At 52.8% G+C, this 22,988-nt stretch carries 25 protein-coding genes and 1 pseudogene; 10 read left to right on the top strand and 16 right to left on the bottom strand.

Annotation, left to right across the window (positions count from 1 at the left end):
* Positions 1-64 precede the first annotated feature (64 nt).
* Positions 65-1,417: an RsmB/NOP family class I SAM-dependent RNA methyltransferase gene (locus tag E3E29_RS01350; protein WP_167909170.1), complete on the bottom strand. Its 1,353-nt coding sequence runs from the start codon at positions 1,415-1,417 to the stop codon at positions 65-67.
* Between the two features lie 80 nt (positions 1,418-1,497).
* Between E3E29_RS01350 and E3E29_RS01345 the strand changes: the two genes are divergently transcribed.
* Both E3E29_RS01345 and E3E29_RS01340 read left to right on the top strand, forming a co-directional pair.
* Positions 1,498-1,776 carry a hypothetical protein gene (locus E3E29_RS01345; protein WP_167909169.1) on the top strand — a complete coding sequence of 93 codons (279 nt, stop codon included), beginning with the start codon at positions 1,498-1,500 and terminating at the stop codon, positions 1,774-1,776.
* Positions 1,777-1,782: 6 nt separating this feature from the next.
* Positions 1,783-5,721 carry a DNA polymerase domain-containing protein gene (locus E3E29_RS01340; RefSeq protein ID WP_167909168.1) on the top strand — a complete coding sequence of 1,313 codons (3,939 nt, stop codon included), beginning with the start codon at positions 1,783-1,785 and terminating at the stop codon, positions 5,719-5,721.
* Between the two features lie 4 nt (positions 5,722-5,725).
* Here the strand turns inward: E3E29_RS01340 and E3E29_RS01335 are convergent, their stop codons facing one another.
* From E3E29_RS01335 to E3E29_RS01325, 3 genes are all read right to left on the bottom strand, one after another.
* The gene (locus E3E29_RS01335; RefSeq protein WP_167909167.1) at positions 5,726-6,433 is read right to left on the bottom strand and encodes an HAD family hydrolase; all 708 of its coding nucleotides are present in this window, start codon (positions 6,431-6,433) and stop codon (positions 5,726-5,728) included.
* A 43-nt stretch (positions 6,434-6,476) separates the two neighbouring features.
* Positions 6,477-6,731 (bottom strand): hypothetical protein, encoded by a 255-nt coding sequence (locus E3E29_RS01330; protein ID WP_167909166.1) that lies wholly within the window; start codon positions 6,729-6,731, stop codon positions 6,477-6,479.
* Positions 6,732-6,807: 76 nt separating this feature from the next.
* On the bottom strand, positions 6,808-9,030 hold the full coding sequence (locus E3E29_RS01325; RefSeq protein ID WP_167909776.1) for a DHH family phosphoesterase: 2,223 nt from the start codon (positions 9,028-9,030) through the stop codon (positions 6,808-6,810).
* A gap of 265 nt (positions 9,031-9,295) precedes the next feature.
* Here E3E29_RS01325 and E3E29_RS01320 point away from each other — a divergent pair, with 265 nt between their 5' ends.
* The gene (locus E3E29_RS01320; protein ID WP_167909165.1) at positions 9,296-10,354 is read left to right on the top strand and encodes a DUF3226 domain-containing protein; all 1,059 of its coding nucleotides are present in this window, start codon (positions 9,296-9,298) and stop codon (positions 10,352-10,354) included.
* Here the strand turns inward: E3E29_RS01320 and E3E29_RS01315 are convergent.
* From E3E29_RS01315 to E3E29_RS01305, 3 genes are all read right to left on the bottom strand, one after another.
* Positions 10,248-11,585, bottom strand: coding sequence for an ATP-binding protein (locus E3E29_RS01315; protein ID WP_167909164.1), 1,338 nt, complete (start codon positions 11,583-11,585; stop codon positions 10,248-10,250). The genes E3E29_RS01320 and E3E29_RS01315 overlap by 107 nt on opposite strands.
* A 116-nt stretch (positions 11,586-11,701) precedes the next feature.
* On the bottom strand, positions 11,702-13,087 hold the full coding sequence (gene pfkC, locus E3E29_RS01310) for an ADP-specific phosphofructokinase (RefSeq protein ID WP_167909163.1): 1,386 nt from the start codon (positions 13,085-13,087) through the stop codon (positions 11,702-11,704).
* Between the two features lie 85 nt (positions 13,088-13,172).
* Complete coding sequence (locus tag E3E29_RS01305) at positions 13,173-13,886, bottom strand: aspartate/glutamate racemase family protein (RefSeq protein WP_167909775.1); 714 nt, start codon at positions 13,884-13,886, stop codon at positions 13,173-13,175.
* A 211-nt stretch (positions 13,887-14,097) separates the two neighbouring features.
* Here E3E29_RS01305 and E3E29_RS01300 point away from each other — a divergent pair, with 211 nt between their 5' ends.
* From E3E29_RS01300 to E3E29_RS01270, 7 genes and pseudogenes are all read left to right on the top strand, one after another.
* Positions 14,098-14,319 carry a hypothetical protein gene (locus E3E29_RS01300; RefSeq protein WP_167909162.1) on the top strand — a complete coding sequence of 74 codons (222 nt, stop codon included), beginning with the start codon at positions 14,098-14,100 and terminating at the stop codon, positions 14,317-14,319.
* Positions 14,320-14,324: 5 nt separating this feature from the next.
* A complete protein-coding gene (locus tag E3E29_RS01295; protein ID WP_167909161.1) occupies positions 14,325-14,606 on the top strand; it encodes a type II toxin-antitoxin system RelE/ParE family toxin in 282 nt (93 codons plus the stop codon).
* A 151-nt stretch (positions 14,607-14,757) separates the two neighbouring features.
* Positions 14,758-15,366, top strand: coding sequence for a nitroreductase family protein (locus E3E29_RS01290; protein ID WP_167909774.1), 609 nt, complete (start codon positions 14,758-14,760; stop codon positions 15,364-15,366).
* Between the two features lie 131 nt (positions 15,367-15,497).
* Complete coding sequence (locus E3E29_RS01285) at positions 15,498-15,818, top strand: hypothetical protein (RefSeq protein WP_167909160.1); 321 nt, start codon at positions 15,498-15,500, stop codon at positions 15,816-15,818.
* A 4-nt stretch (positions 15,819-15,822) separates the two neighbouring features.
* Positions 15,823-16,968 (top strand): tRNA uracil 4-sulfurtransferase ThiI, encoded by a 1,146-nt coding sequence (thiI, locus tag E3E29_RS01280; protein WP_167909159.1) that lies wholly within the window; start codon positions 15,823-15,825, stop codon positions 16,966-16,968.
* Positions 16,969-16,977: 9 nt separating this feature from the next.
* Complete coding sequence (locus E3E29_RS01275) at positions 16,978-17,538, top strand: DUF998 domain-containing protein (RefSeq protein WP_167909158.1); 561 nt, start codon at positions 16,978-16,980, stop codon at positions 17,536-17,538.
* A gap of 100 nt (positions 17,539-17,638) precedes the next feature.
* Positions 17,639-18,170: pseudogene (locus E3E29_RS01270) on the top strand (hypothetical protein).
* 476 nt (positions 18,171-18,646) lie between these two features.
* Here E3E29_RS01270 and E3E29_RS01265 read toward each other — a convergent pair.
* From E3E29_RS01265 to E3E29_RS01225, 9 genes are all read right to left on the bottom strand, one after another.
* Positions 18,647-18,844, bottom strand: coding sequence for a 30S ribosomal protein S27e (locus tag E3E29_RS01265; protein ID WP_167909157.1), 198 nt, complete (start codon positions 18,842-18,844; stop codon positions 18,647-18,649).
* 4 nt (positions 18,845-18,848) lie between these two features.
* Positions 18,849-19,133, bottom strand: coding sequence for a 50S ribosomal protein L44e (locus tag E3E29_RS01260; RefSeq protein WP_014012391.1), 285 nt, complete (start codon positions 19,131-19,133; stop codon positions 18,849-18,851).
* A gap of 123 nt (positions 19,134-19,256) precedes the next feature.
* Positions 19,257-19,583: a hypothetical protein gene (locus E3E29_RS01255; RefSeq protein ID WP_167909156.1), complete on the bottom strand. Its 327-nt coding sequence runs from the start codon at positions 19,581-19,583 to the stop codon at positions 19,257-19,259.
* An 11-nt stretch (positions 19,584-19,594) separates the two neighbouring features.
* On the bottom strand, positions 19,595-20,584 hold the full coding sequence (locus tag E3E29_RS01250) for a bifunctional oligoribonuclease/PAP phosphatase NrnA (RefSeq protein WP_167909155.1): 990 nt from the start codon (positions 20,582-20,584) through the stop codon (positions 19,595-19,597).
* Complete coding sequence (locus E3E29_RS01245) at positions 20,581-20,967, bottom strand: HEPN domain-containing protein (RefSeq protein ID WP_240922723.1); 387 nt, start codon at positions 20,965-20,967, stop codon at positions 20,581-20,583. Before E3E29_RS01245 ends, E3E29_RS01250 begins: the two co-directional genes overlap by 4 nt.
* Entirely contained in the window at positions 20,960-21,280 is a 321-nt protein-coding gene (locus E3E29_RS01240) for a nucleotidyltransferase domain-containing protein (protein WP_167909772.1), read from the bottom strand. Before E3E29_RS01240 ends, E3E29_RS01245 begins: the two co-directional genes overlap by 8 nt.
* Before the next feature lie 35 nt (positions 21,281-21,315).
* Positions 21,316-21,636, bottom strand: coding sequence for a DUF3194 domain-containing protein (locus E3E29_RS01235; protein ID WP_167909771.1), 321 nt, complete (start codon positions 21,634-21,636; stop codon positions 21,316-21,318).
* A gap of 40 nt (positions 21,637-21,676) precedes the next feature.
* Positions 21,677-22,030, bottom strand: a complete 354-nt coding sequence (locus tag E3E29_RS01230; protein WP_167909154.1) for a prefoldin subunit beta — start codon at positions 22,028-22,030, stop codon at positions 21,677-21,679.
* Between the two features lie 69 nt (positions 22,031-22,099).
* Positions 22,100-22,876: an HD domain-containing protein gene (locus E3E29_RS01225; RefSeq protein WP_167909153.1), complete on the bottom strand. Its 777-nt coding sequence runs from the start codon at positions 22,874-22,876 to the stop codon at positions 22,100-22,102.
* Between the last annotated feature and the right edge of the window lie 112 nt (positions 22,877-22,988).

Genomic DNA, 22,988 nt, shown 5'->3' with positions numbered 1-22,988 from the left:
TATCTAGTAACGCAACCTTCAAAAGTTAAATACTGTTTGGAATAATAACAAACCAAAAAGCTACTTACTTTCTCAACTTCGCTATGAAGAAGCTGTTGCAGTCGTGCCTGTGCGTCCACGCCCTGAAAACTTTGTCCCCGATCTCCAGAAAGCCCCTGTCCCCCCAGCTGAAGGGGTAATACACCAGTTCAAGCCCAACTTTGTTGATCGCAAACAGAACGTTCTCCTCGTCTTCATCCATTCTAATTGAGCAGGTGGAATAGGTCATCTCACCCCCTTCCAGTAGGTTCTCGTAGGCGTTCCTCAGCATGTTCCTCTGGACGCTGATGATTTTCCTGATTTTGGCGTCGTCGAAGCGCCACTTCACCTCCGGGAACTGGCGGTAGGTTCCGGAGCTTGAGCAGGGCGCATCGAGAATTATCTTATCGAACTTCTCCTTGTCCCTAAAGCTCTGACCGTCAGCGTGGACGAAGCGGACGTTCTTAACGCCAAGAACCTTCGCCTTCTCCTTCATCCTCATCAGTCTATCGTAGGAGTAGTCAACGGCCACGATTTCTCCTTTATTCTCCATCAGGGCCGCCGCGTGGAAGGTCTTTGAGCCTGGAGCAGCTGCCAAATCCAGAACCCTTCCTCCTGGCTCTGGAGAGAGAACGTGGACGACGTAAGCTGAAGCCAAGTCCTGGATTACGAACTTGCCCTCTTTGTACCAGTCGAGCCTCGTGACGGGTGTTTTGTACTCAAGAACCTTCAAAACGTCTGGAACTGGTGTTAGTGCAGTCCTAACGCCGTTCTCCTCAAGGTAATCTCGGAGGGAGTCAACGTTGGTCTTGAGCGTGTTCGCCCTGACATAATATCTCTGCGGCCGATTGTTGCTGAGGAGGAGCCGCACAGCCCCGTTGTAGCCGAGGAGGTCTATAACGTACTCCACATACCAGCGCGGGTGGGAGAAGCGGACGGAGAGCCACTCAATCCTGTCCTTCTCCTTGAGCTTCTTTAAAGCTCTCTCTATGTCGAACTTCTCTATCTCGTGCATTAGGGCGTTGACGAACTTAGCTTTGGAGAAGTCGAACTTCTCCTTGACGACGCGGACTATCGAGTCCGTAGCAACCGCCGGAGGAACCTTCCGGAAGTGTATCTCAAAGGCCCCTATGCGTAGGAGATTTGCCAGATACGGGTCAAGGTCTTCAATCTTTGAACCCTTGAGGACGGAGTTGATTATGAAGTTTATCTTAGCCCTCCACTTCTCGATCTCGAAGACGTACGCATGCGCCAAACCGCGCGCCTTCTCGCGGTCTCTTCCGGATACCCTCTTAAAGACCCTCTCTAATGCGTGCTTCGATGAGAGCTCGCGCTCCTCAACCAGGCTTAACACGTCCGCCACCACTTCCTGAAAGCTCACGCGGTAAAACAGCTCCATAAGAGGGCCTTTGAAGATGGGCTTAAAAATGTGGCGGTGAAGTTTATTAGGTTAAAAATCTACACATTGTGGGTGAGAGCATGGAAGAGATAGACCGCATCGTATTCAGCTTTCCCCTTTTCAAGGACTACCACGAAAAAGAGCGGTTCCTCAAGGTAGTTGGCCTTCTAGTGAGTCACCAGATAACCTTTGAGAAAGCGGCCCAGTTGCTTGGGCTAAAACTGGAAGAACTCTCGTTTCTTCTCGACAAACTTGGGATCGAATACTCTTTTCTCGACGAAGAAGAGACTGAGCTTGAGATCAGAGAAATGAAAAAAGCAAGGGGAGAACTAGGAGATGTTAATATCCCTTTCCGGTGATGAAAGATGATCCTCGACACTGACTACATAACCGAAGATGGAAAGCCCGTCATCAGGATCTTCAAGAAGGAAAACGGCGAGTTCAAGATTGATTACGACAGGACTTTCGAGCCCTACATCTACGCCCTCCTGAAGGACGACTCCGCGGTTGAGGAAGTCAAAAAGATAACCGCCGAGAGGCACGGGACAGGGGTAAGGATTACGCGCGCCGAGAAGGTGGAGAAGAAGTTCCTCGGCAGGCCGGTTGAGGTGTGGAAGCTCTATTTCACCCACCCGCAGGACGTCCCGGCGATAAGGGACAGGATAAGGAAGCACCCCGCCGTCATCGACATCTATGAGTACGACATACCCTTCGCCAAGCGCTACCTCATCGACAAGGGCCTAATCCCGATGGAGGGCGACGAGGAGCTGAAAATGCTCGCCTTCGACATCGAAACGCTCTACCACGAGGGCGAGGAGTTCGCAGAGGGCCCCATTCTGATGATAAGCTACGCCGACGAGGAAGGAGCACGCGTCATTACCTGGAAGAAGATCGACCTCCCTTATGTTGACGTTGTCTCGACTGAGAAGGAGATGATAAAGCGCTTCCTTCGCGTTGTGAAGGAGAAGGACCCTGACGTCCTTATAACTTACAACGGCGACAACTTCGACTTCGCCTACATTAAAAAGCGCTCCGAAAAGCTCGGGCTGAACTTCCTCCTCGGGAGGGACGGCAGCGAGCCGAAAATCCAGAGGATGGGCGACAGGTTTGCGGTTGATGTGAAGGGAAGGATACACTTCGACCTCTATCCGGTAATAAGAAGGACAATAAACCTTCCGACCTACACGCTTGAGGCCGTCTATGAGGCAATCTTTGGCCAGCCAAAGGAGAAGGTCTACGCAGAGGAGATAGCTCAAGCCTGGGAAACCAACGAGGGACTCGAGAGGGTGGCAAGGTATTCTATGGAGGACGCGAAGGTTACCTACGAGCTGGGAAAGGAGTTCTTCCCGATGGAGGCCCAGCTTTCTAGGTTAGTCGGCCAGAGCTTCTGGGACGTCTCTCGCTCCAGCACGGGCAATCTTGTCGAGTGGTTCCTCCTGAGGAAGGCCTACGAGCGGAATGAGCTGGCCCCCAACAAGCCATCAGGAAGGGAGTACGACAAGAGGCGCGGCGGATACGCTGGCGGCTACGTCAAGGAGCCAGAGAGGGGTCTGTGGGAGAACATAGCATATTTAGATTACAAATCGTTATATCCCTCTATAATAATCACCCACAATGTCTCACCAGATACCCTCAACCGGGAGGGCTGCAAGGAGTACGACGAAGCCCCCCAGGTGGGCCACCGTTTCTGCAAGGACTTTCCGGGCTTCATCCCGAGCCTCCTTGGAGACCTGCTCGAAGAGAGGCAGAAGATAAAGAGGAAGATGAGGGCTACAATAGACCCGATAGAGAAGAAGCTCCTCGATTACAGACAGCGGGCAATTAAGATTCTGGCGAACAGCATCCTGCCCGATGAATGGCTTCCAGTCCTTGAAAACGGAAAGATCCGCTTCGTCAGGATCGGTGAATTCATAGATCGGAAAATGAAGGAAAACGCTGAAAGAGTGTACAGGGACGGGGAGACGGAGGTCCTTGAGGTCAGCGGGCTTGAAGTCCCGTCCTTTGACAGGAGAACCAAGAAGGCCGAGCTTAAGAGGGTAAAAGCCCTGATCAGGCACCGCTATTCGGGCAGAGCTTACGGCATCAAGCTGAAGTCGGGGAGGAAAATAAAGATAACCTCAGGCCACAGCCTCTTCTCGGTGAGAAACGGAGAGCTCGTTGAGGTTACGGGGAATGAACTCAAGCCCGGCGACCTGGTTGCCGTTCCGCGGAGATTGGAGCTTCCGGAGAGAAACCACGTGCTGAACCTCGTGGAGCTTTTCCTCAGATTCCCTGAGGATGAAACGTCAGACATTGTCATGACGATTCCGGTCAAGGGCAGAAAGAACTTCTTTAAAGGAATGCTTAGAACCCTGCGCTGGATTTTTGGAGAGGAAAAGAGGCCGAGAACCGCGAGACGCTATCTCAAGCACCTTGAGGACATTGGTTATGTCCGGCTTAAGAAGATCGGCTATGAAGTCCTCGACTGGGGATCCCTTGGGAAATACAGAAGGCTCTACGAGGTGCTTGTGGAGAACGTTAGATACAACGGCAATATGAGGGAATACCTAGTTGAATTCAATTCCATCCGGGACGTGATAGACATTATGCCCTCAGTAGAGCTTAAAGAGTGGAAAATAGGGACGCTAAACGGCTTTAGGATGAGCCCGTTCATTGAAGTTGACGAGTCGTTCGCAAAGCTCCTCGGCTACTACGTGAGCGAAGGGTATGCAGGAAAGCAAAGGAACCTCAAAAACGGCTGGAGCTACAGCGTGAAGCTCTACAACGAAGATCAGAGTGTCCTGGATGATATGAAGAGACTCGCTCAGAGGTTCTTTGGAAAGGTCAGGAGAGGCAGAAACTACGTTGAGATACCGAAGAAGATCGGCTACCTGCTCTTTGAGAACCTCTGCGGGGTTCTGGCGGAGAACAAGACGGTTCCAGAGTTCATCTTTACGTCGCCAGGGGAAGTTAAGCTGGCCTTCCTTGAGGGATATTTCATCGGTGATGGCGACGTCCACCCGAGCAAAAGGCTCAGGCTCTCCACGAAGAGCGAGCTTTTGGCCAACCAGCTCGTCTTCCTCCTGAACTCGTTGGGAATTTCGGCTGTAAAGCTTGGGCACGACAGCGGCGTTTACAGGGTTTACATAAACGAGGGGCTCCCCTTCGTAAAACTGGGCAAGAAAAAGAACGCATACTACTCCCACGTGCTCCCCAAGGAAGTCCTGAGCGAGGTCTTTGGGAAGGTCTTCCAGAAGAACGTAAGCCCGCAGACCTTCAGAAAGAGGGTCAAGGACGGAAAGCTCGATCCCGAAAAGGCCCAGAGGCTCTCCTGGCTCCTCGAAGGTGACATAGTGCTCGACCGCGTTGAGTCGGTTGAGACTGAGGAATACATCGGCTACGTCTACGACCTCAGTGTCGAGGACAACGAGAACTTCCTCGTTGGCTTCGGTCTCGTCTACGCGCACAACAGCTATTACGGCTACTACGGCTACGCGAGGGCCCGCTGGTACTGCAAGGAGTGCGCCGAGAGCGTAACGGCCTGGGGAAGGGAGTACATAACGATGACTATCCGCGAGATAGAGGAGAAATACGGCTTTAAAGTGCTTTACAGTGATACTGATGGCTTCTTTGCAACAATACCCGGAGAAGATGCCGAGACAGTCAAAAAGAAAGCGAAGGAGTTCCTTGAATACATCAACTCCAAACTTCCAGGTGCGCTTGAGCTTGAGTACGAGGGGTTCTATAAGAGGGGCTTCTTCGTCACCAAGAAGAAATACGCTCTGATAGACGAGGAGGGCAAGATAACGACGCGCGGGCTTGAGATTGTGAGGCGCGACTGGAGCGAGATAGCCAAAGAGACGCAGGCGAGGGTTCTTGAGGCCCTTCTGAAGGACGGTAACGTCGAGGAGGCCGTGAGCATAGTCAAAGAAGTGACAGAGAAGTTGAGCAAGTATGAGGTTCCACCCGAGAAGCTTGTAATCCATGAACAGATAACGAGGGATCTAAAGGACTACAAGGCAACGGGCCCGCACGTGGCAATAGCAAAGAGGTTAGCCGCGAGGGGAATCAAAATCCGCCCCGGGACGGTCATCAGCTACATCGTGCTCAAGGGCTCTGGAAGGATAGGCGACAGAGCGATTCCCTTCGACGAGTTCGATCCCACGAAGCACAAGTATGACGCAGATTACTACATCGAGAACCAGGTTCTCCCGGCCGTCGAGAGGATTCTGAAGGCCTTCGGCTACCGGGCGGGAGATTTACGCTACCAGAAGACGAGGCAGGTTGGGTTGGGTGCTTGGTTAAAGCCGAAGGAGAAGAAGTGAGACTTCAGAAAGTTTTCTCTTTTTCTATCTCCCCCAGAACCTCAAGAATCCCCTCAACAGAAGGAACCTCAAATCCCCGCTCGTGGATTCTTCTCACTTCCTCCGCTTCGGGGTTAATCCAGACGGCCCACATTCCGGCCCTCAAAGCCCCCTCAAAGTCCTCCGCCTTCGTGTCGCCGATGTGAACTGCTTCCTCCGGCTCCACACCGAAAACCCTGAGCGGCTTCTCGAACATCTCCCTCATGGGCTTGTACGCCAGAACCTCGTCGGCGAAGAAGGTCTTGTCTATGTAATCCATCATGCCAAAGCACTCGAGGAGGAGGCGCGTGTATGAGCCTGGCCAGAACATTACGTTCCCGGTGACGGTGACTTTGAGGCCCCTCTTCTTGACTTCCTTCAGAGTCTCCTTCGCCCCTGGGAGGACTATCCCATCTCCTACCCTTAGAACTGCCCTCGCGGCGGCCCTCTTGACGAGTCCAACGTCTATTCCAAGGAGCTCCGCCAGGAGTTCCTGGCTCTCTTCAAGGGCCCTCGATGGGTCACCCACCGTTTTCGCCCTCATCCTTTTTATCCTCTCCCTGGTGAGCGTCATGCCCTCGACAACGTCAACTGTGCAGGCACCCATCAGGTTGGACAGCTCAACCGCCATCGCGTCGAGCATGACGTTTATGTCGAGGAGTGTGTTCCAGACGTCGAATGAGGCCAGCTTCATAGAACCACCCAGGAAATAGTGAAATGGTAAGGAATATAAAAGTTCACGGTTCAGCGGCCATGTAGATTCCATTTCTCTCGGATGCCTCGAAGACCTTTCCGCCCTCATTCGTCTTGAGCTCGACGAGGACTTTCTTGGGAGGCTTTTCTACCTCGACCTCGACCTCCCTCGTGCTGAGAATCTGGATGAAGGCATCCCCTATCCGCTCGAACTCGAAGACGAGCGCATCTTCCTCCCATCTGTGGCCACGGTAAGAAACGCCGCCCATTTTAAAGGTAGCTTCCAGAACGATTTTCATCAACATTCCTCCATATCTTTCTTCGAAGTACCTTCTCGCAGGGGGTTAAAAAGGTTGGCAGAAAACAAAGAGAACATCAGGCCCTCTTCAGCTTCACGACCTGCTTCGCGAACTCCTCAAGAACCTCCTTTCTCATCCCCTCGAAAAACTTTATAGAGCCCGCGTAGCTGTGGCCGCCACCCTCTATGCCCGCGCTCGGCAGGGCCTCCTGGAGCTTAGGAATTATCTCGTTGAGGTCGAAGTTGTAGGCCGCCATCCCGTCCGCTGCCCTCACCACGGCGAAGTCAGGTCCGTAGGCGAGGGTTAATATGGGCGCGTCCTCGCCGTACTTCTCCTTAAAGTGGTCGTGGATCAAACCAGAGAGCTTGCCCGGGCTCGGGTAGGAGAACTTCGGTGCAAAGAGCTCTATGTCTATGGTGTTGAACCGTATGCCGTTGGGCAGGACGACGCTCTTCACGTGTGGCAGGGAAGCCTTCAAAGCCTTTTCCTGCTTCTCCTTGACCTCCGGGTAGATTGCGTTTATCAGCTCGCGGTGCCTCTGGAGGTTGCCGGTCAGGAGGAGTATCTCGTCTATTATCCCGTGTCCGTCCATGAACTTCCAGAAGTAGGCCTCGTGGTCGATAACCTCGGCAATTTTCTTCAGGTCTTCCTCGGTGAGGCCCTTCGCCTTCTTCGCTATCTCAACGTACTGGTAGTATTCCGGGGCCTTGCTCCTGTCGCCGGTTCCCGCTATGGCTGGCAGGTGCTTTATCCTGTCCTCGACCCCCGGATTGATGAAGCGCGCCACCTCAGTAGCGAGCATTCCGGCTGTTAGCTCGTAGTAGCCGCGCTTGATGTGATGAGGATTGACGTGGACGTCAACGTAGTCGTCAACCTTGGCCTTGTCCTCGCTCACCCACTCGCGCGGGTCATGGTGGTCTATAACCACTATCGGCACGCCGTAGGCCCTTATGCGCTTGTAGGCGGGAATATCCTCGCTGGTTCCTCCGTTGTCAACTATGACGAGGAGCGGCAACGGGTCGCCGAACTTCTCGTGGTCCTCGACCATGAAGATTATGTCCTTGAGAACATCTTCAAGCTCGTAAAAGGGTGCCCTGCTCGGTCTCCTCTTGAAGAGCTTCCACCTGGCCTGGGAGTCCGGCGAGATCTTCTCTATGAGGGGGACGATGGCGTACTCAAGGGCAAGACCGGAGGTGTAGCCATCCGCGTCGGAGTGGTGCCTCAGGAGTATCGGCCTGCCCTCAAGGATAGCCCTCCTTATCATGAAGGCAGCTTTCATTATCTTCGGTTTGAGTTTCTCAAGGACTTCGCTTTGCACCAGGAACCCAACGTCCTCCGGCTGGGCACGCCTGTTGAGAACGTCCTCGATTTTCTTCCGGATCTCAGCTGCCTCCGGGCCCCACAGACGGGACATGTCGCTGGCCTCGATCTGAATCTCGCCCGCATGGAAGGCGACCTTTCCGATTACCTCAACGATGTCGCCGACGTTGATGTTTGGGTACGCCCTCACTCCTGGAGCTTCAAAGGCCGCAACCCACGTTATTCCGGTTCCATCGGTTATCGTGAGGACCGTTGGTCCGCCGGTGACCTGTATCTGGGTTACCTCGCCCCTCAGGCGCACTGTCTCGCCCGCCATGTCCTTGCTGAGCTCGCCTATCGGGGTAACGGGCATTTCCTTCTTCACGGTCACTTCTTTGTAGTTCCTGAGGGCTGACTCTATCAGGTCGATCTCGTTCTTATCGGGCCTCACGTCGAGAACCTGAACCAGAATCGGGTTGCCCGGCTTGTACTCATGGCCACCCAGTAGGTCTTTTCTTTTAATAAGACCTGTAACGTGCGGATTGAGCCGGACAAAGACGCCAAAGCGCTCAACTCTGTCAATAACTCCTTTGTAAACGTTTCCAACTTCAACATCACCGTAGTCGCAGGTTTTGTCGAGGACGTAAACTATCTTGTACTTCCTGAGGCAGTCCGGGCAGACCCAAGTTGTCTCCATTCCCGGCTCCCAGGGCCCCTTAACCTTCCCGCAGATGTCGCAGACCAGAACCCTACCCGTTCCACCGCACGTGGGACAGGTGTCGTAGACTGGAACCGTCCCCTTCCCGTGGCATTCGGGGCAGGGTATCTCGTCCACCTCGTCTTCGACACCAAAGTAATCGAGATTGCGGTAGCCCTTGAGTTTCTCCCCAACCTTGAACTCCGCCGGGACGTAGCCGGTTCCCCCGCAGACTGGGCACTCCTTCTCGCCAACGATTACCTTGCCCGTTCCGTGACACTCAGGACATTCCTTAACCGCCATATCAATCACTCTCCAGAATTTTCCTCCTTCACTCGATGCCCCTAACGGCCCAGAGCTTATAATCTTTTGGAGCACGCTACGTTTATAACCCCGAACGAGAACGTCTTCCCGCGATGATGAGTGAATCCAATACTGACCGGATGATGAGCCCCAAACCTGAGCACGGTGAAGGCGAACTCAAAGCGATAAGCGAGAGGCTTGAATCTGTATTTTAATCAGCACCTTTGCGGTTATCGGCTCCATAACAGTCGACATGGTGAAGTGAATGAGGGTAATAACCGGTGGAAAATACGAGAACCTGAGGGAAGCTCACTCCGCGGTTTTCTTCCCAGAATACGGCAAGAACAGGGAGAAACTGCTGGAGTTCGTGGGAACACTCAAAGGGAACGAGACCATCATCACAGCCAGCCTTGAGCTCATCGACCTCCTGGCGGGCAGATTTCGAAAGGGAGAGGAGAACGTTCTCATCTATTCGAATACTGAAAAGGCTCTGACGTTGAAGGAAGTCTACGAGCTGAGAAAATATCTGGATTTCGATGCCAGGGGCGGCTTTTCCGGGGAGAGGGCGAAGGTCAGCGTGCTCTTCGTCGAGGGAAAGACCGACGCCAAATTCTTCAAGGCCGTCTTCAAGAAGCTCTTCGAGTTCAAAGAGAGCAGGGAGGTCCCCCAAAACCTGATGTTCATCGAGCGGGTCTTTGAGAGGGACAACTTCGACCTTCTCAAGAGGGCATCGGACGGAAATTACGTCGCAGTAATCCCAAGCGAGGGCAACTCTGGGGTTATCAGAAACCTTGGAAACTTCATTCGTGCCATGGAGGTATTCAACTTCTCGGTTGACAGAATAGGGGCCGCGATAGACATCGATGAGGACAGGGATTCAGCGCTCCAGTCCATAGAGGGAAAGCTAGCTCAAGTGGGGGCCAGAAAAAGGGGGCAGGAATACAAAATCAGAGGAACGGAGATCACCCCGCTCGTAATCGGCCTTCCCTTTGAGGATGAACTCATAGAATGGAAGAAGCCCACGGTTGAGGACTTAATGCTCCACCTCATAGATCGGGAGGGGCTGCTCGGCAGGATAAAACCTGCACTCGGAGTTCTCAACGAGAGCCTTGGAAGGAAGCTCACCCCGAAGGAGGTCATGTATCTAGCGCTCTCGGCCTACGGCCACTGGGGCAACCTCGAAGGATTTTACGAGCTCTTCGTGATGCGCTCCCGCTTCAGGAACCTGAAGGCGGTTCTGAGGGAAGCCGGCATAATGGACGGTCTTGAGAAGCTGGCGTTCTGGGAGGGGAGAGCAGGAACTTCCAGAGCGGGACGACCCTGATTCTCATCCTACCTTTTTCTATTGTGTCTTCCTCATCCCACGTCACGATGGTTAGCCGTCTGCATCCCATGGCCTTTCCGGCACTGATCAGAGCACTTACTTCCCTCTCAAGGCTCCCGGAGAGTGAAAACGTGACCTGTATGAGCTCAACCGGCTTCCCCTCTTTGGCCAAAAGAAAATCCACTTCCTTCTCCCCGGAACCCCCGTAGTAGTAGAGCTCCCATTCAGGTTCCCAGTAGTGCTTTCTCCGCAGGAGCTCCAAGAAAACTGCGTTCTCCATGTCCCTGGCGACGTCCTTTTTGGAGAAGATTGAAAGTCCCGTGTCCACCAGGTATACCTTTTTAGGAGCCCGATGAACTTCCTTTTCAGAAGGGGCATACTTGGGCAGGAAGAAGAAAAAGAAAGAATCCTCAAGGGCCTTTAGATACTCCAAAACAGTGGTCTTGGAAGTTCCAAACTCCGACCTCAGGTACCGGTGTATTGAACTGTAGGAGGAGTACTTTGAATAACTTGAGAGAACCACTTTTATGATGGCATCAATGAGTCCAAAGTTCCTTATCCCGTGTCTTTCCACGATGTCCTTGGTTATCATCACCGATAGATACTCCTCGAGGATACGGATTTTATCATCGAAGAGCACCACCTCAGGGAATCCCCCAAACTTGAGATACTCCTCAAGGAGTTTCTTGAGCCTATGCACTTTCCGTCCGTAAAGGTCCTTTTGTTCCACCTTTTCTCCCTTAAACTCAAGGAACTCCCTAAATGAAAGTGGAAGGAGGGTGTAAGAAATGCCCCGACCCCTGAGCTGCGTCGCAATCTCTCTTGAGAGGAACTTCGAAGATGAACCCGTTAAGACAACTTTGAACCCCTCGTCCAAGAGGTACCTAACACCAAGCTCCCAGTCCGGGACGTCTTGGACTTCGTCGAGGAGGAAAAAGACCTCCTTTCCGATGTTCTCAGGGTACAGGTCGAAATATGCATCAACTACCGCCGGGAAGTCCTTTGGAGCGATCCCAAAGAGGAGCGGGTTCTCAAAGTTTAAGTAGACGTACCTCTCCCTCTCCTCCCCGATGAGAGAATAGAGCAGGTATGTCTTTCCAGAGCGCCTCGGTCCGATCACCGCCGTGGCCTTTCCGGAATAGACGCGCGGCTTTAGTTCCCTCTTAAAAATTTCCGGCAGCTCCCTCTCGTGGAACAGGCGGATGTATCTCTTTACGTCTTCGGCATTCATGGTACATTATACTGTACCAATACTTATAAGGGTTTGGTACATCACATAGTTCCAAAATTCCCCCACTCCTAACTAGCACAGGACATCGGAAGTGCCAAAGAACGAGAGAACAAAGTTCAGAGCTCGCCCTTCTCCTTCAGCATCGCCAGATAGCTCGTGAAGGCCCCTGTGGAGATTGTGTCTCCAAGACCAACAGTCGAGACGGGGTTCTGGACTAACCTAGTCGGGATGATGACGAGCTTGTACTCCTTCGTCCTCAGCTTCCTCTTTGCCTCCTCAAAGCGGAGCTTGACGTACTCACCGCGCTCGTTGTACGGAACACTCATTCCAACGCTTATCTGGTCGGGGGAAGTTATTTCTCCAAGAGAGGCCCTCGAAGCGGCGAGCGTCGTTGCAAGTTCAAGGCTTTGCCTCAGCTCCTCCTCACCCAGTGGATTGTCCGCGTGGGCGATGTACATGATGTAGTATATCGTGTGTATCTGGAGGAGCTCGAGGTTCATCTCATCGATGAGTATTTTCCCGCCCAGAACGGTATCCTCGATGCGGGTGTATGTGAATATCCTGTCTGCGAGCCTGTCGTAGCCAAGGGCGCTTAGAACGTAGGCTATCTCCGATTCGTCCATCCCAACGCTGTCCACAAGCGGAAAGAGGTTGTAGATGACCTTTTTCCTGAGTTCCCTGCTCTGTATCGAGGCGAACTCCAGGTGGACCTTCACGTCCTTCTCGCGCTTGAGCAGCATTATATCCTCCTTGGCCTTCTTGAGGTAGTGGTTCGCGTCCTTGCCGTCTGAGTAGCGGAGCTTTATCCCCTGGTAGCCGGAGAGGATAGCACCATCGCTCATCTCGCCTATCCGGGGGAGGAACGGTCTGAGCTCAGGCTCCGTGTAAATCCTTATGCTCTCGAAACGGGCTGAAACTATAAACCTGCCAGAGAAGGGAACAGTTATCGTCTCATCGCCTAGTTTGAAGGTAGTCCCGGCGCGGAACTCAAAAATTCTGTTCACCTTAAGAGGGTCGTTCTCGCGGTAGGCCTCACGCGGGTGTTTGAAGATAAGCCTCCCGTTCTCAACGACCGGGTAGAAGAGGTTGGGCCTGTTCACAAACATCTCGGCCTGTTTCTTGGCAAGGTGTGGAGTGTAAACAGTCACGCGGCGGAAATCTAGGCTTGACAGAAGGTTAGCGATTATCCCGGCCTGTCCGCCCATTCTCTCAACGTCGTATTTGAAGTGAGAATCGAACCAGGAGTGGAGTTCCTCGTTAACGAGCGGGACGGCCATCGGTTTTCCTGTCTTGAGGGCGTGGACGAGTCTGGCCACAAAATCGAGGGGCTCGTTTATCTGCCTCGGGTATTCATCTATCCTCTTTCTCACCGCATCTGCGCCGAACTCGTCTATCAGCCTCTGCACCATCTCCCCTTTTAGGTACACTATAGCATCAACGTTGGTGTTGTATGCCGTGTATATTGAAAGTTCCCTCGCCTTCTCCAGGAGCTCCCTGACCATATATATCACCCTCAGTGACTAACAATGTTAAAACTGCGAGGACTCTTAAAAGGATTTCGGGGGATAAAAAAAGGACTGAAAAATGTCAGAACTCTACGAACAGCCTTCCCAGCTTTGGAATCTTTTCCATAACGTCCATTTCCCTCAGAGCAAGCCAGAGAGAGGCCTGGTTGCTCGTAACAACAGGGACACCAAGGTCCTCCTCTAGGGCCTCGATTATCTCAAAGGTTCTCCAGTTGGTGCAGCTTATGAATACAGCATCCGCCTCGTCAATGAAGCTCGCCTTTGTGAGTCGGTATGACTCGTACGGCTCAAGCCTGCCGATTTTGAGGTTGTCCTCTATGCCGAGCCCCCTGATGTCCAGAACCTCGAACTCGTTGGCCTCAAGGAACTCCTTCTCTCGCTTGTTTATCTCGTCGGTGTAAGGGGTTACAACGAGCACAGAATGGGCGTCCAGGATTTTTAGGGCCTCTACAACCGCCGTGCTCGTGCTTATAACCGGTACCTTAACCTCGTCCTCTATCCTGGCCTCAAGCTCCTTCTCGTAATCCTTACCGCCAATGAAAGAACCGCTCGTACAGCCATAGAGTATGAGCTCAACACCGGCATCACGCAGGAGCTTTGCGCTCTCAACGGCTATGGAACCCATCTTAACAAGCTCCTCCTCGGTAACACTTCTGAGGGGCATCCTAGAGGTGTGAATGGAAACACCCTCCGGGAGGTAGTTGTGAAGCTCCATCTCCATCGTCGTGTTCGAGGAGGGGACTATAAGGCCAAGTCTTCCGCGCCATCCGTACATTCGTCTCACCGTAAGGGGTTGGAAGGAGGGCTATTAAACCTTTGGGATAATGACAAAGCCAGACTGTGAAGTCCTAAAACGCGCTGACCCGTTAACAGGGCAAACACTAACCCCACAAATAAAATAATTCAATAAAAACAGTCCCAAGAACTACCGGTCACAAAAAGTTTTAGTACTTTGTGAGCACACTAACAACGGAAGAGGTGGTTAAATGTCAGAGAGCGTGGGGATTATCCTCAACCGCATTGAGAAAATTGAAAAGGAACTGGAAGAGGTCAAGCTGGAACTCCTTAAACTCCAGACAGAAAAGGAGGAAGCCGAGGTAATACCCGAGGAAGAGTACAAAGAGCTAACAAAAAAAGCCGAAGACCTCAAAAACAAACCATCAAAGGGCCTAAGCGCAGACGAAGCAATTAATGAGCTCTTAGGGTGAAGTGAGTGTACACTGTAATCGTGGATAAAGACGTTGTCAAAAAGGCCAAAAAGTACCTCCAACCTTCCCAGCGCAGAAAGCTCGCCGAGTTCATAGAGGCTTTAAAAACTAACCCATATCCAAAACCTCCCTATGATTTGAAGCCCGTTAAAGGCGAAAAGAGTAAGGAGACCAACACATACCGCCTGAGGGTAGGGGATTACCGCGTCTTCTACACGGTCTACTGGGAAGAGAAAATAATTGTCGTCACCGATATACAGCCGAGAGAGCGAGCATACAAGAAGTAGCCCAACATTAAAGGGACCTGAACAAGTTGATGCTGTTCGTGTTGGCTGCTCTGTGGCACGGTAGGAGGCCAAGTCACAATTAGAACTTCTAAACCTTTGGTTCCGGAAACTTTGATAAGGCCTTGAGGATCATCCCCGTTCGGTGAACTACATGGAGCTTGATGAAGCTATCTTAAAGCGCTCTTCGGTTAGGTATTTCTCGGACGAACCAGTGAGAGAGGAGGAGATAAGGGCGCTCATAGAGGCCGCCATAAGAGCACCAACCGCGAGCGGCCTTGAGAACTGGTTTTTTGTGGTTTTCAAGAGCGAGGAAGCCAGGAGAAAAATCTACGACCTCATTGGGGAGGGTATGGTTGAGTACTACCGCGCAGTGAACCTGCCCGAGGAGAAGATAGGGAAGCTCAAGCGGAGAATCTACGAGGAGGGAATGTACGGGGCACCAGTTTATATAGCCGTTTTCATTGACAGGAGAGTCCGCTTCCTCAAAGGGGAAGAGTTCGATGAGGTCGAGTTCATCTGGAGCGTCGAGAGCGCGGCGATGGCCATAGAGAACCTCATGCTAAAGGCCGTTGAACTGGGCCTCGGAACGGTCTACATAGGAGTGACTAACTTCAAGGGTATAGATAAAAAGGTTAGGGAGCTCGCCGGCCTCGATGGGAACTACTATCTCGTCGGGGTTATTCCCGTTGGCAGGCCGAGGAATGAGACGAAGCCAAGGGGAAGGAGGAGAAAGGCAGAAGATGTTACAAAGATACTCTAAAGTCGGAGCCACCAGAAAATGCAAGAAAACACGGGGACTCCAACCGCTTACTCCACGCGTATCCCGAGGAAAACACCTAAACTTTTCCTAAACTTTTTTATTACCCCCACCTTACCCTCGCTGGTGAAAGGATGATAGAGTTCGTCATACTGCTCGGTGTCATCGGCGGATGGTTCATAGCGGTGACAACGCTCATAGTTATGCTGCTGTTCGGCAAGATGTGGGGCCTGCTCGGGATAGCAGTCCTCATCCTCGGGATAGAGCTCAACAAGCTCCTCAAGCGGAGGTACAATGAGCTCGTGGTTCTGGGCTCACCTAAGGCAAAGGAGCTCGCCAGGCACATTTTTGAGATGAACGAGCTCATAATGCTCTCATCCTACGCGGCGGCCCTTTTCATGTACGTTGTGATCCAGAAGTACATCCAGGTGGTCATAAAGACTCCAATGGGGTGATATCATGTTCAACGTGCTCCTGATTAGGTACGGTGAGATTGGAACCAAGTCGAGGCAGACGAGGAGGTGGTTCGAGAACCTCCTCATGAACAACATCCGCGAGGCACTGGTGAGCGAGGGGATAGAGTTCAAAAAGGTGGAGGCCAAGCACGGCCGCGTCCTAGTGAGAACGAATAAGGCGGGAGAAGCGGCAGAGGTTCTCACCCGCGTGTTCGGCATAGTCTCACTCTCGCCGGCCATGGAAGTGGACGCCGAGATGGAGAAAATCAACAGAACTGCCCTCAAGCTTTTCCGGAAGAAGAAGCGCGAGCTTGGGCTTGAAAAGCCCCGCTTTCGAGTTACAGCGAGGAGAATAACAAAAGAGTTCCCGCTCAAGAGCCCGGAGGTTCAAGCAAAGGTCGGGGGGTACATATTCGAGAACGAGGAGAGCGAGGTCAATCTGCACGAATACGACATCGAGGTCGGCGTTGAGCTGATGGAAGGGAAGGCCTACGTGTTTGTTGATAAGGTTAAGGGCTGGGGCGGGCTTCCGATAGGAACCCAGGGAAAAGTCGTCGCCTTGCTTAGCGGCGGCATAGATTCTCCCGTTGCCGCTTTTCTCATGATGAAGCGCGGCGTTGAGGTCATTCCAGTCCACATTTACATGGGCGAGAAGACCCTGGAGAAGGTGCGCAGAATATGGAACCAGCTCAAGAAGTACGGCTACGGAGGAAAGGGTGAGCTGGTGGTTGTCAAGTCCCAGAACAGGGAAGAAATGCTTAGAAAGGTCAAGGAGCTCAAGAAGGAGAAATACACCTGCGTCCTGTGCAAGTTCATGATGGTCAAGCACGCGGACCGGATTGCGAAAGAGTTCGGGGCAAAGGGAATAGTCATGGGCGACTCGCTCGGACAGGTGGCGAGCCAGACCCTGGAGAACATGTACATCGTCAGCCAGGCGAGCGACCTTCCAATCTACCGGCCCCTCATAGGTCTCGACAAGGAGGAAATAACCGAGATAGCCAAGAAAATCGGAACCTTCGAGCTTTCAACCCTTCCCGAGGATGAGATACCGTTCATCCCGAAGCACCCGGTGATTAGGGGCTCCTGGGAGGAGTTCAAGAAGATCTATAAAGCAGTGTTCGGGGAAGACCCCAAGAAGAGGGAGTGCTGAGGTGAGGGTATGAACGTGAACATAATAAAGCTCGGGGGGTATGTAGCCGTCTTCCTCCCCTTGATCTTTGTGACAGGCCTTCTCATAGTGATCCACCGCAATCCGTGGTTCTCATTCACTAACAACGCCCTGAGCGATATGGGCTCCCTTAAAAACCCCGCCAGATGGTGGTTCAACAGCTTCTTAATGATCTATGCCATTACCACACTCATTCCATCACTGGCAGCCTTCAAGAGCGGGCTTAGCTACCTGATGCCAGCGGCGGCGATCTTCCTGTTCCTCGTAGGCGTCTTTCCCGAGGAAACCGGCCCACACACCCCCTCCGCAGTGCTGTTCTACACCCTAGCCCTATCAGATATAGCGATAATTGGTCTCAAGCTCTGGCACTCGGGAGTGAAGTTTGGTTACCTCTGGAGCATCCTAGCGGTAACGACCTTCCTCTTGATGATGTGGATGATCCGGGCCAGAGTCTTCAAGGGCATAGCCATTCCAGAGCTGGTAGGGGCAGCAACGATACTGGCGTGGTTCGTTTACGTGGGGCTCCTGCTCCTCAGAGGTTTCAAACTTTAGGTTCGGGAAAGAGCCTTAAAGAGGTCGCTAAAGAGTGTAGACCCCGAGAGTCGTTGCCTTGCTCAGCTTGGGAATAGACTCGCCGGTGGCAGTTTATCTAATGCTCCGAAGAGAACTGGAGATTACCCCAATTCACTTCAGGCAGGGCCCTATCAAGGAAGAAAAGGTCTTAAATATGGTGGAAGTTCTGAAGCGCTACGGAAAGCTCAACGATCCCGTCGCTGCGGACTTCTCTGAAATACACGTCCCAGCATTCAAGATACTTCAGGAAATCGGCAGAGTTAGGTATACGTGTGTTCTGTGCAAGTGGCTGATGCTGAGAAGGGCATGTCAAATTGGGGATGAGATTGGCACGCGGACAAATAATAACAGTAGACTCCCTCGGACAGGTTGCTTCGCAAACCCTCGACAACCTGATGGTGGTAAGCACTGCCAGTGATCTTCCCGTCCTGAGGCCATTGATAGGGCTCGACAAGGAAGAGATAGTAAGGATCGCAAAGGAGATAGGGACGTTCGAGATAAGCTCACGAAAGGAACCTTCCTGCCCATTTACACAGAGATACCCCATTATCCGGGCATCATCTGGGGAGTTCAGGGAGATCCTTATGCAACTCGGAATGTTTTCCAGGTAGTGTCCCCAGCATTCTAGGATACCCTCCCATTTATAAACCTAGTATCCAAATTTCAATGCCCCTGCGCGAGGACCCCGGGGAGAATGAACCGGGGGGCGATGCGGGGGCAACAGCCCGGCCTTACAGCGAGGTCCCCACGGGAGGGCCTTCCGCGTTACGGAGCACAATGACCGTGGGAAACCCAGGCCGGGCACAATTCTGGCCCGCCTGGGTTAACCCGCCTGAGTTCTGCCGCTGGCTGCGGTGAAGGCGGGGGTTACGGGCGGGCCACATTTCCATGAATTCCCCAACTAAATTTTTACAGAATTATGCAATTAATGAAATAAAGAGATATGTAGTTTTGAAATGGGACTGAACAGAGAGTCTTTTTGGCATGGACGGCCACATAGAAGAGAATCACGCACAAGCATCCCAGACACAGGTTATTCAGCCAAGCCTCCAAAAGGAACGTAGAGAAAGTATAAGAGAAAAGAGGTTCACTCGAGAACCTCAAGAATCTTTGCCTTTATTATGCCCTTTCCGCCGGTCGGCTCCACCAGGGTGGCGCCGCAGACGAGGCACCTAACTGGGGTTGACGGGTTGCTGAAGACTATCTGCTCGTTGCCGCAGTCAATACACTTGACGCGGAGAAACCTGCTCCTCGGCATTGGAATGAGGTTCTTCGGAAGGGCCATTCCTTCACACCTCCACCAGCTCGAACTTCTTCACACGGAAGCCCTGTCCCCTGGTGTGGGCCTTGCCGCAGACGGTGCAGCGGAACCTGAGGTCGAGCTTCTTGACCGGCTTCTCCCTTCCGGCCGGGTTCGGCCTCGGGAAACCGCGGTAACCCTTCATGATCCTCCTGAATCTCCTCTGGCCCTGGCTGAGCTCACTCCTCGGCCTCTTCTTTACCTTCTCGACCTTGTGGATCGTGTGCTTCTTACAGTAGGGGCAGTAAGTCCTTATCTGCTTCGGGTACTTCATTCTCTCACCTCCGAGAGCGGCCCGGTGGGCTCCTACTCGCCCCGGCCTCGGACACCCCCGAGCCATGAGGCATGATAGTGCCTGCAGGCAACGGTAGAGGGGAGGCTTTAAAAAAGTTTTTGCTCACCCTTTCACTTTCTCGTCCCACTTCTCAAGCATCGTATCCAGAGCAAGCAGGCTGTTGAGCCTCAGCCTTACCTTCCTGTTCTCCCAGTCGATAGAGCCCTTGAACTCGTTGAGGAGCTCGAAGACCTTCTCCGCCTCCTTCTTGGGCAGGCTGCTGCCGTAGAACTCCTCCCCGCAGTGGGGGCACTTGAAGACGAAGGAATCCAGTGCACCGAGGAAGCGCTCTTTGTCCTTGAAAACATCCTCGGCGTTCTCAAGGGAGAGCATCTGGTTTATCAACTCACCCCAGTCAAGGGGTTTTCCACAGAGCGGACATCTGGCCATAATCGCTCACCTCAACCGTTTTTGGCAAGAAACTTCTCAATCTCCTTAACTATCAGCTTGATGGCTTCATCAAGGTTCTTCTTTCCGTTGGCGCCGGCAGCACCCGCGTGCCCACCGCCGGAGCCGTCGATTACGGGCCCCACCTTCTCCAGTATCTTCCCAAGGTGCAGACCATTCTTCACGAGGGCCTCTTTGGCCCTGACGGATATTCTAACCCCCTTCTTCTCGCTTCCCACCACGGCAATATCCGCCCCAAGCTGGAGGAAGACCTTACATGCCATCGATTCATACGCCGAAACACGGGAAATCGCTATTATGTACCTGCGGAACTTCTTGAGCTCAAGCCTCTGGCATGCCTTCAAAACCGCCATCTTCCTGGCCTGCTCGGTGTTCTCATCCCCCACCGGAGCGACCAGCTGCTGTATTTCCCCCATCTGAATCGGAAAGGCCTCAAGGATCTCCCCCACTGTTTTGAACGTCCGCGCGTTGGCAAAGCGGAAGTTGGCGGTGTCCGTCAGTATTCCCGCCAGCAGAACCCTCGCCGAAGGCTCGTCTGCGAACCCAAGGTATTTGAAGAGCTCCCAGACGATCTCGGCCGTGGAAGTCCTGGAGGAGTCGACCACGACTATGTCCGCCGGGATTGGCCTCTCCTTTTCCACGTGGTGATCGATGAGGATAACGGTCTTTCCTCTGGGAAGTTCTATCGGCTCAAGCTGTTCCAGGGAAGATGTGTCGAATATCATGACCGCATCGATTTCATCATCTACAACAGGATTCCTCTCCACGGGGACTGGAGAGAATTCAAGAAGCCTCTTGGCGTAGGAGGAAACACTCTGGGCGACGCCTATCTTAACCCGCTTCACCCCCCTGCCCTTCAGATAGCGGGCGAAGGCTATCGCGGAGCCAAGGGAATCTGGATCTGCGTTGTGGTGGCAGAGGAGGAGAAAGGATTTATCATCTGCGTTTTCAAGGAAGCGCCTGAGCTTGATTTTGCCCTTCATGGGCGTTCCTCCAAGACTTTTTCTATCCTCTCTACAAATCTATGGGCATCCGCCACGACTTCCTCTGCCTCTTCTACCTCGGGCCTGAAAGTGACATCGTAGTCTGCTCGTTCTCTCAATGTTTCAGCTAGGCCTAGTGCCTTGGCATAGTACGCCTCTATAGTTCCATCCGTAACGAATTCAAGCCCGAATTTTGCAATTACTCCTCTGTGGCTCTTTGTTATAATACCTTTAGCCCTTAACAGCGCGCTTGCGGCATAAAACATGGCATAGTACGCCCTGCTCATTGCGTCCCTATAAAAACCCTGTTCCAATAGAATCTCGGCCGCATTCAGGGACCCATGTGCGTTGCTGAGGAGGAGCTTTACTTCCTCATTATCCAAGTGAGATTCCCTCCCTCTTGACGTTCGTGTAGAACGCGCTCTCAATGCGCTCCATGAATTCATACTCCTCAACGCTTATCGCCTTTGCGGAGATGTAGACTCCGTATTTTAATAGATACTCTAGGACTATATCCAAAAGCCTTTTCTGGGCTTCCCAGGGGTCCCCATTGACGACCACGAGGACGTCAATGTCACTGTCCGGTCGGTAGTCTCCCCTCGCTACGGAACCAAAGAGGATAACCTTCCTGACGGAGCCCCCAAATGACCTTTTCACATCGTTCGCAAACATCCTCGCGATCTTCTGGTAATCCATATCTCTCACCGGGATTAAGATAGGCATTAAACGATTTAACCCTTTCCGGCTATCTCCCTCAATCTCCTCTCAACGACGGAGTAGGCCTCCTCAAGGGCCTCCTCCACGAGCTTCTCAACGTCTGCCTTGACAAAGACCGGAACCTCGAGGTAGGCCTCAACCTCCAGGTCGAGGGTGTCCCCGAGGTTTATCCTCGTCGTGACGTCCACGTCCTTGACATCGCCCCGGTTGAGGGCACCAAAAATCCGCTTTAACACCGTCTCCTGGGCAAGCTCCCCTATCTCGATCAGTTCTTCCTCGCTCAGTGGGGGCAGGCCTATGTGGATTACCCTCCTGCCCTTAGAACTCTCCTCCATGTTCACCACCGGAGACGCTGAAAAACACAGAAATAAAAGGTCAGCCGGCCACCGGCGGCCTCAGAGCGGACTGAATCTGAGCGGTGAGCTCCTTGAGCTTGTCGTTAAGCTTCTTCTCCTGTCTCTCAAGGGCGTTCAGCCTAACCTCAAGGGTCTCGACCTTCTCCTTGAGCTCCTCAACGGCCTTGGCCCTCTCGGTCTTCACTATGAGGCTTCCAACGGTCTTGTAAATAACCGCGTCATCCTCGACCTTCTCAATCTCCTCAAGGGCCTTTTTGGCCTCAGTGAGCTCAAGCTGGACCTTCTGCTTCTGCTGAATGACGAGCTGGAGCTGCTGCTGGTAGCTCTCAAGCTGTCCCAACATCGCCTGAACCTGTGGTGGGATATTCTGCATTAGACACACCTCCGTAATCGTAATCCGCACTAAGCTAAGGGGGAGAGTTTAAGAAAGTTGTGGAAAGAATCAAACGACCTTCTCAAAAATCTCCCCGTCGGCGCCAGTGTGTATCCTGAGCCTGACCCTCCCACGGAGGAGTGAGCTCTTAACCTTCTTCGTCAGTATCTCGTCCACCTGGAAGATTCCGGCAGGGTGCTTCATCCAGATTTCGATGAGTATCGGCTCTTCTTCGTTTCCCTCCTTGATTTCAACCCTCTCTATGGCGAGGGCCGAGACGGCGTGGATGTCTACCTTGTCCTTCTTGTGAACGAGCCTGCTCCTTCCTGCCTCCATGTCGCAGCCATCCGCTATCGTCACCAGCGAGCCTTCAATGGTCGTGCACTGCACGTGCTCGTCATGGGTGTAGATGGCGTTGAGCGTGAGCGCCTTGAGGAGGAGGGGGTCGCGCTTCTCGAACTCCGAGATGAGCTTCTCTATTATGGGCTCCGCCAAAAAGACGCTGAACTGGTAGTGCGGCGTCCTGTGTATCATGTTGCCGATGTCGTGGAAAAGAGCGCCGAAGGCAACGATGAACTTGCTCCAGCGGAAGGGCTTTCCGAGCTTCTGCGCCGTCGTCTGAATGCCGAACTTCTTGATTATCCTAAGAAGCTCAAGGGCCCTCCTTGTCGTCAGGAGGACGTGAACCGGTCCGTGATCGTTGAAGTTGTAGACGTTGAGGACGATGTAGTTCGTCGTGTCGAAGTAGTAGTGGTACTCATTGAAGGCCCTCTCGTAGGTCTCGAAGAGCTCGTCATCGTCCATAAGCTCGCGGATTTCGTTCAAAAGTCCCTCTTCGGTGTACATTTTCTCACCTCCATTCCTCAAACTGGAGAAGGTCGTGTTTTAAGGGTTTTGAACGGTGGAGTTTAAAGAAGGGAACTTGATTGGGAGGTTGTTGGACAAGGGGATGGCCGAT

This window comes from Thermococcus sp. Bubb.Bath, from assembly GCF_012027595.1.
In the GTDB taxonomy this organism is placed as follows: Archaea; Methanobacteriota_B; Thermococci; order Thermococcales; family Thermococcaceae; genus Thermococcus.
This window is presented reverse-complemented; position numbering and strand designations above follow the sequence as displayed.

Excerpts from the sequence above, each read along its gene's own strand:
- E3E29_RS01330 (WP_167909166.1), bottom strand. The coding sequence starts at position 6,731 with ATGAAAATCGTTCTGGAAGCTACCTTTAAAATGGGCGGCGTTTCTTAC.
- E3E29_RS01265 (WP_167909157.1), bottom strand. The coding sequence starts at position 18,844 with ATGGCCCTTCCGAAGAACCTCATTCCAATGCCGAGGAGCAGGTTTCTC.
- E3E29_RS01250 (WP_167909155.1), bottom strand. The coding sequence starts at position 20,584 with ATGAAGGGCAAAATCAAGCTCAGGCGCTTCCTTGAAAACGCAGATGAT.
- E3E29_RS01235 (WP_167909771.1), bottom strand. The coding sequence starts at position 21,636 with ATGGAGGAGAGTTCTAAGGGCAGGAGGGTAATCCACATAGGCCTGCCC.
- E3E29_RS01240 (WP_167909772.1), bottom strand. The coding sequence starts at position 21,280 with ATGGATTACCAGAAGATCGCGAGGATGTTTGCGAACGATGTGAAAAGG.
- E3E29_RS01340 (WP_167909168.1), top strand. The coding sequence starts at position 1,783 with ATGATCCTCGACACTGACTACATAACCGAAGATGGAAAGCCCGTCATC.
- E3E29_RS01315 (WP_167909164.1), bottom strand. The coding sequence starts at position 11,585 with ATGAATGCCGAAGACGTAAAGAGATACATCCGCCTGTTCCACGAGAGG.
- E3E29_RS01285 (WP_167909160.1), top strand. The coding sequence starts at position 15,498 with ATGATAGAGTTCGTCATACTGCTCGGTGTCATCGGCGGATGGTTCATA.
- thiI (WP_167909159.1), top strand. The coding sequence starts at position 15,823 with ATGTTCAACGTGCTCCTGATTAGGTACGGTGAGATTGGAACCAAGTCG.
- E3E29_RS01225 (WP_167909153.1), bottom strand. The coding sequence starts at position 22,876 with ATGTACACCGAAGAGGGACTTTTGAACGAAATCCGCGAGCTTATGGAC.
- E3E29_RS01275 (WP_167909158.1), top strand. The coding sequence starts at position 16,978 with ATGAACGTGAACATAATAAAGCTCGGGGGGTATGTAGCCGTCTTCCTC.
- E3E29_RS01350 (WP_167909170.1), bottom strand. The coding sequence starts at position 1,417 with ATGGAGCTGTTTTACCGCGTGAGCTTTCAGGAAGTGGTGGCGGACGTG.
- E3E29_RS01255 (WP_167909156.1), bottom strand. The coding sequence starts at position 19,583 with ATGGCCAGATGTCCGCTCTGTGGAAAACCCCTTGACTGGGGTGAGTTG.
- E3E29_RS01260 (WP_014012391.1), bottom strand. The coding sequence starts at position 19,133 with ATGAAGTACCCGAAGCAGATAAGGACTTACTGCCCCTACTGTAAGAAG.
- E3E29_RS01325 (WP_167909776.1), bottom strand. The coding sequence starts at position 9,030 with ATGGCGGTTAAGGAATGTCCTGAGTGTCACGGAACGGGCAAGGTAATC.
- pfkC (WP_167909163.1), bottom strand. The coding sequence starts at position 13,087 with ATGGTCAGGGAGCTCCTGGAGAAGGCGAGGGAACTTTCAATATACACG.
- E3E29_RS01305 (WP_167909775.1), bottom strand. The coding sequence starts at position 13,886 with ATGTACGGATGGCGCGGAAGACTTGGCCTTATAGTCCCCTCCTCGAAC.
- E3E29_RS01300 (WP_167909162.1), top strand. The coding sequence starts at position 14,098 with ATGTCAGAGAGCGTGGGGATTATCCTCAACCGCATTGAGAAAATTGAA.
- E3E29_RS01230 (WP_167909154.1), bottom strand. The coding sequence starts at position 22,030 with ATGCAGAATATCCCACCACAGGTTCAGGCGATGTTGGGACAGCTTGAG.
- E3E29_RS01345 (WP_167909169.1), top strand. The coding sequence starts at position 1,498 with ATGGAAGAGATAGACCGCATCGTATTCAGCTTTCCCCTTTTCAAGGAC.
- E3E29_RS01335 (WP_167909167.1), bottom strand. The coding sequence starts at position 6,433 with ATGAAGCTGGCCTCATTCGACGTCTGGAACACACTCCTCGACATAAAC.
- E3E29_RS01290 (WP_167909774.1), top strand. The coding sequence starts at position 14,758 with ATGGAGCTTGATGAAGCTATCTTAAAGCGCTCTTCGGTTAGGTATTTC.
- E3E29_RS01320 (WP_167909165.1), top strand. The coding sequence starts at position 9,296 with ATGAGGGTAATAACCGGTGGAAAATACGAGAACCTGAGGGAAGCTCAC.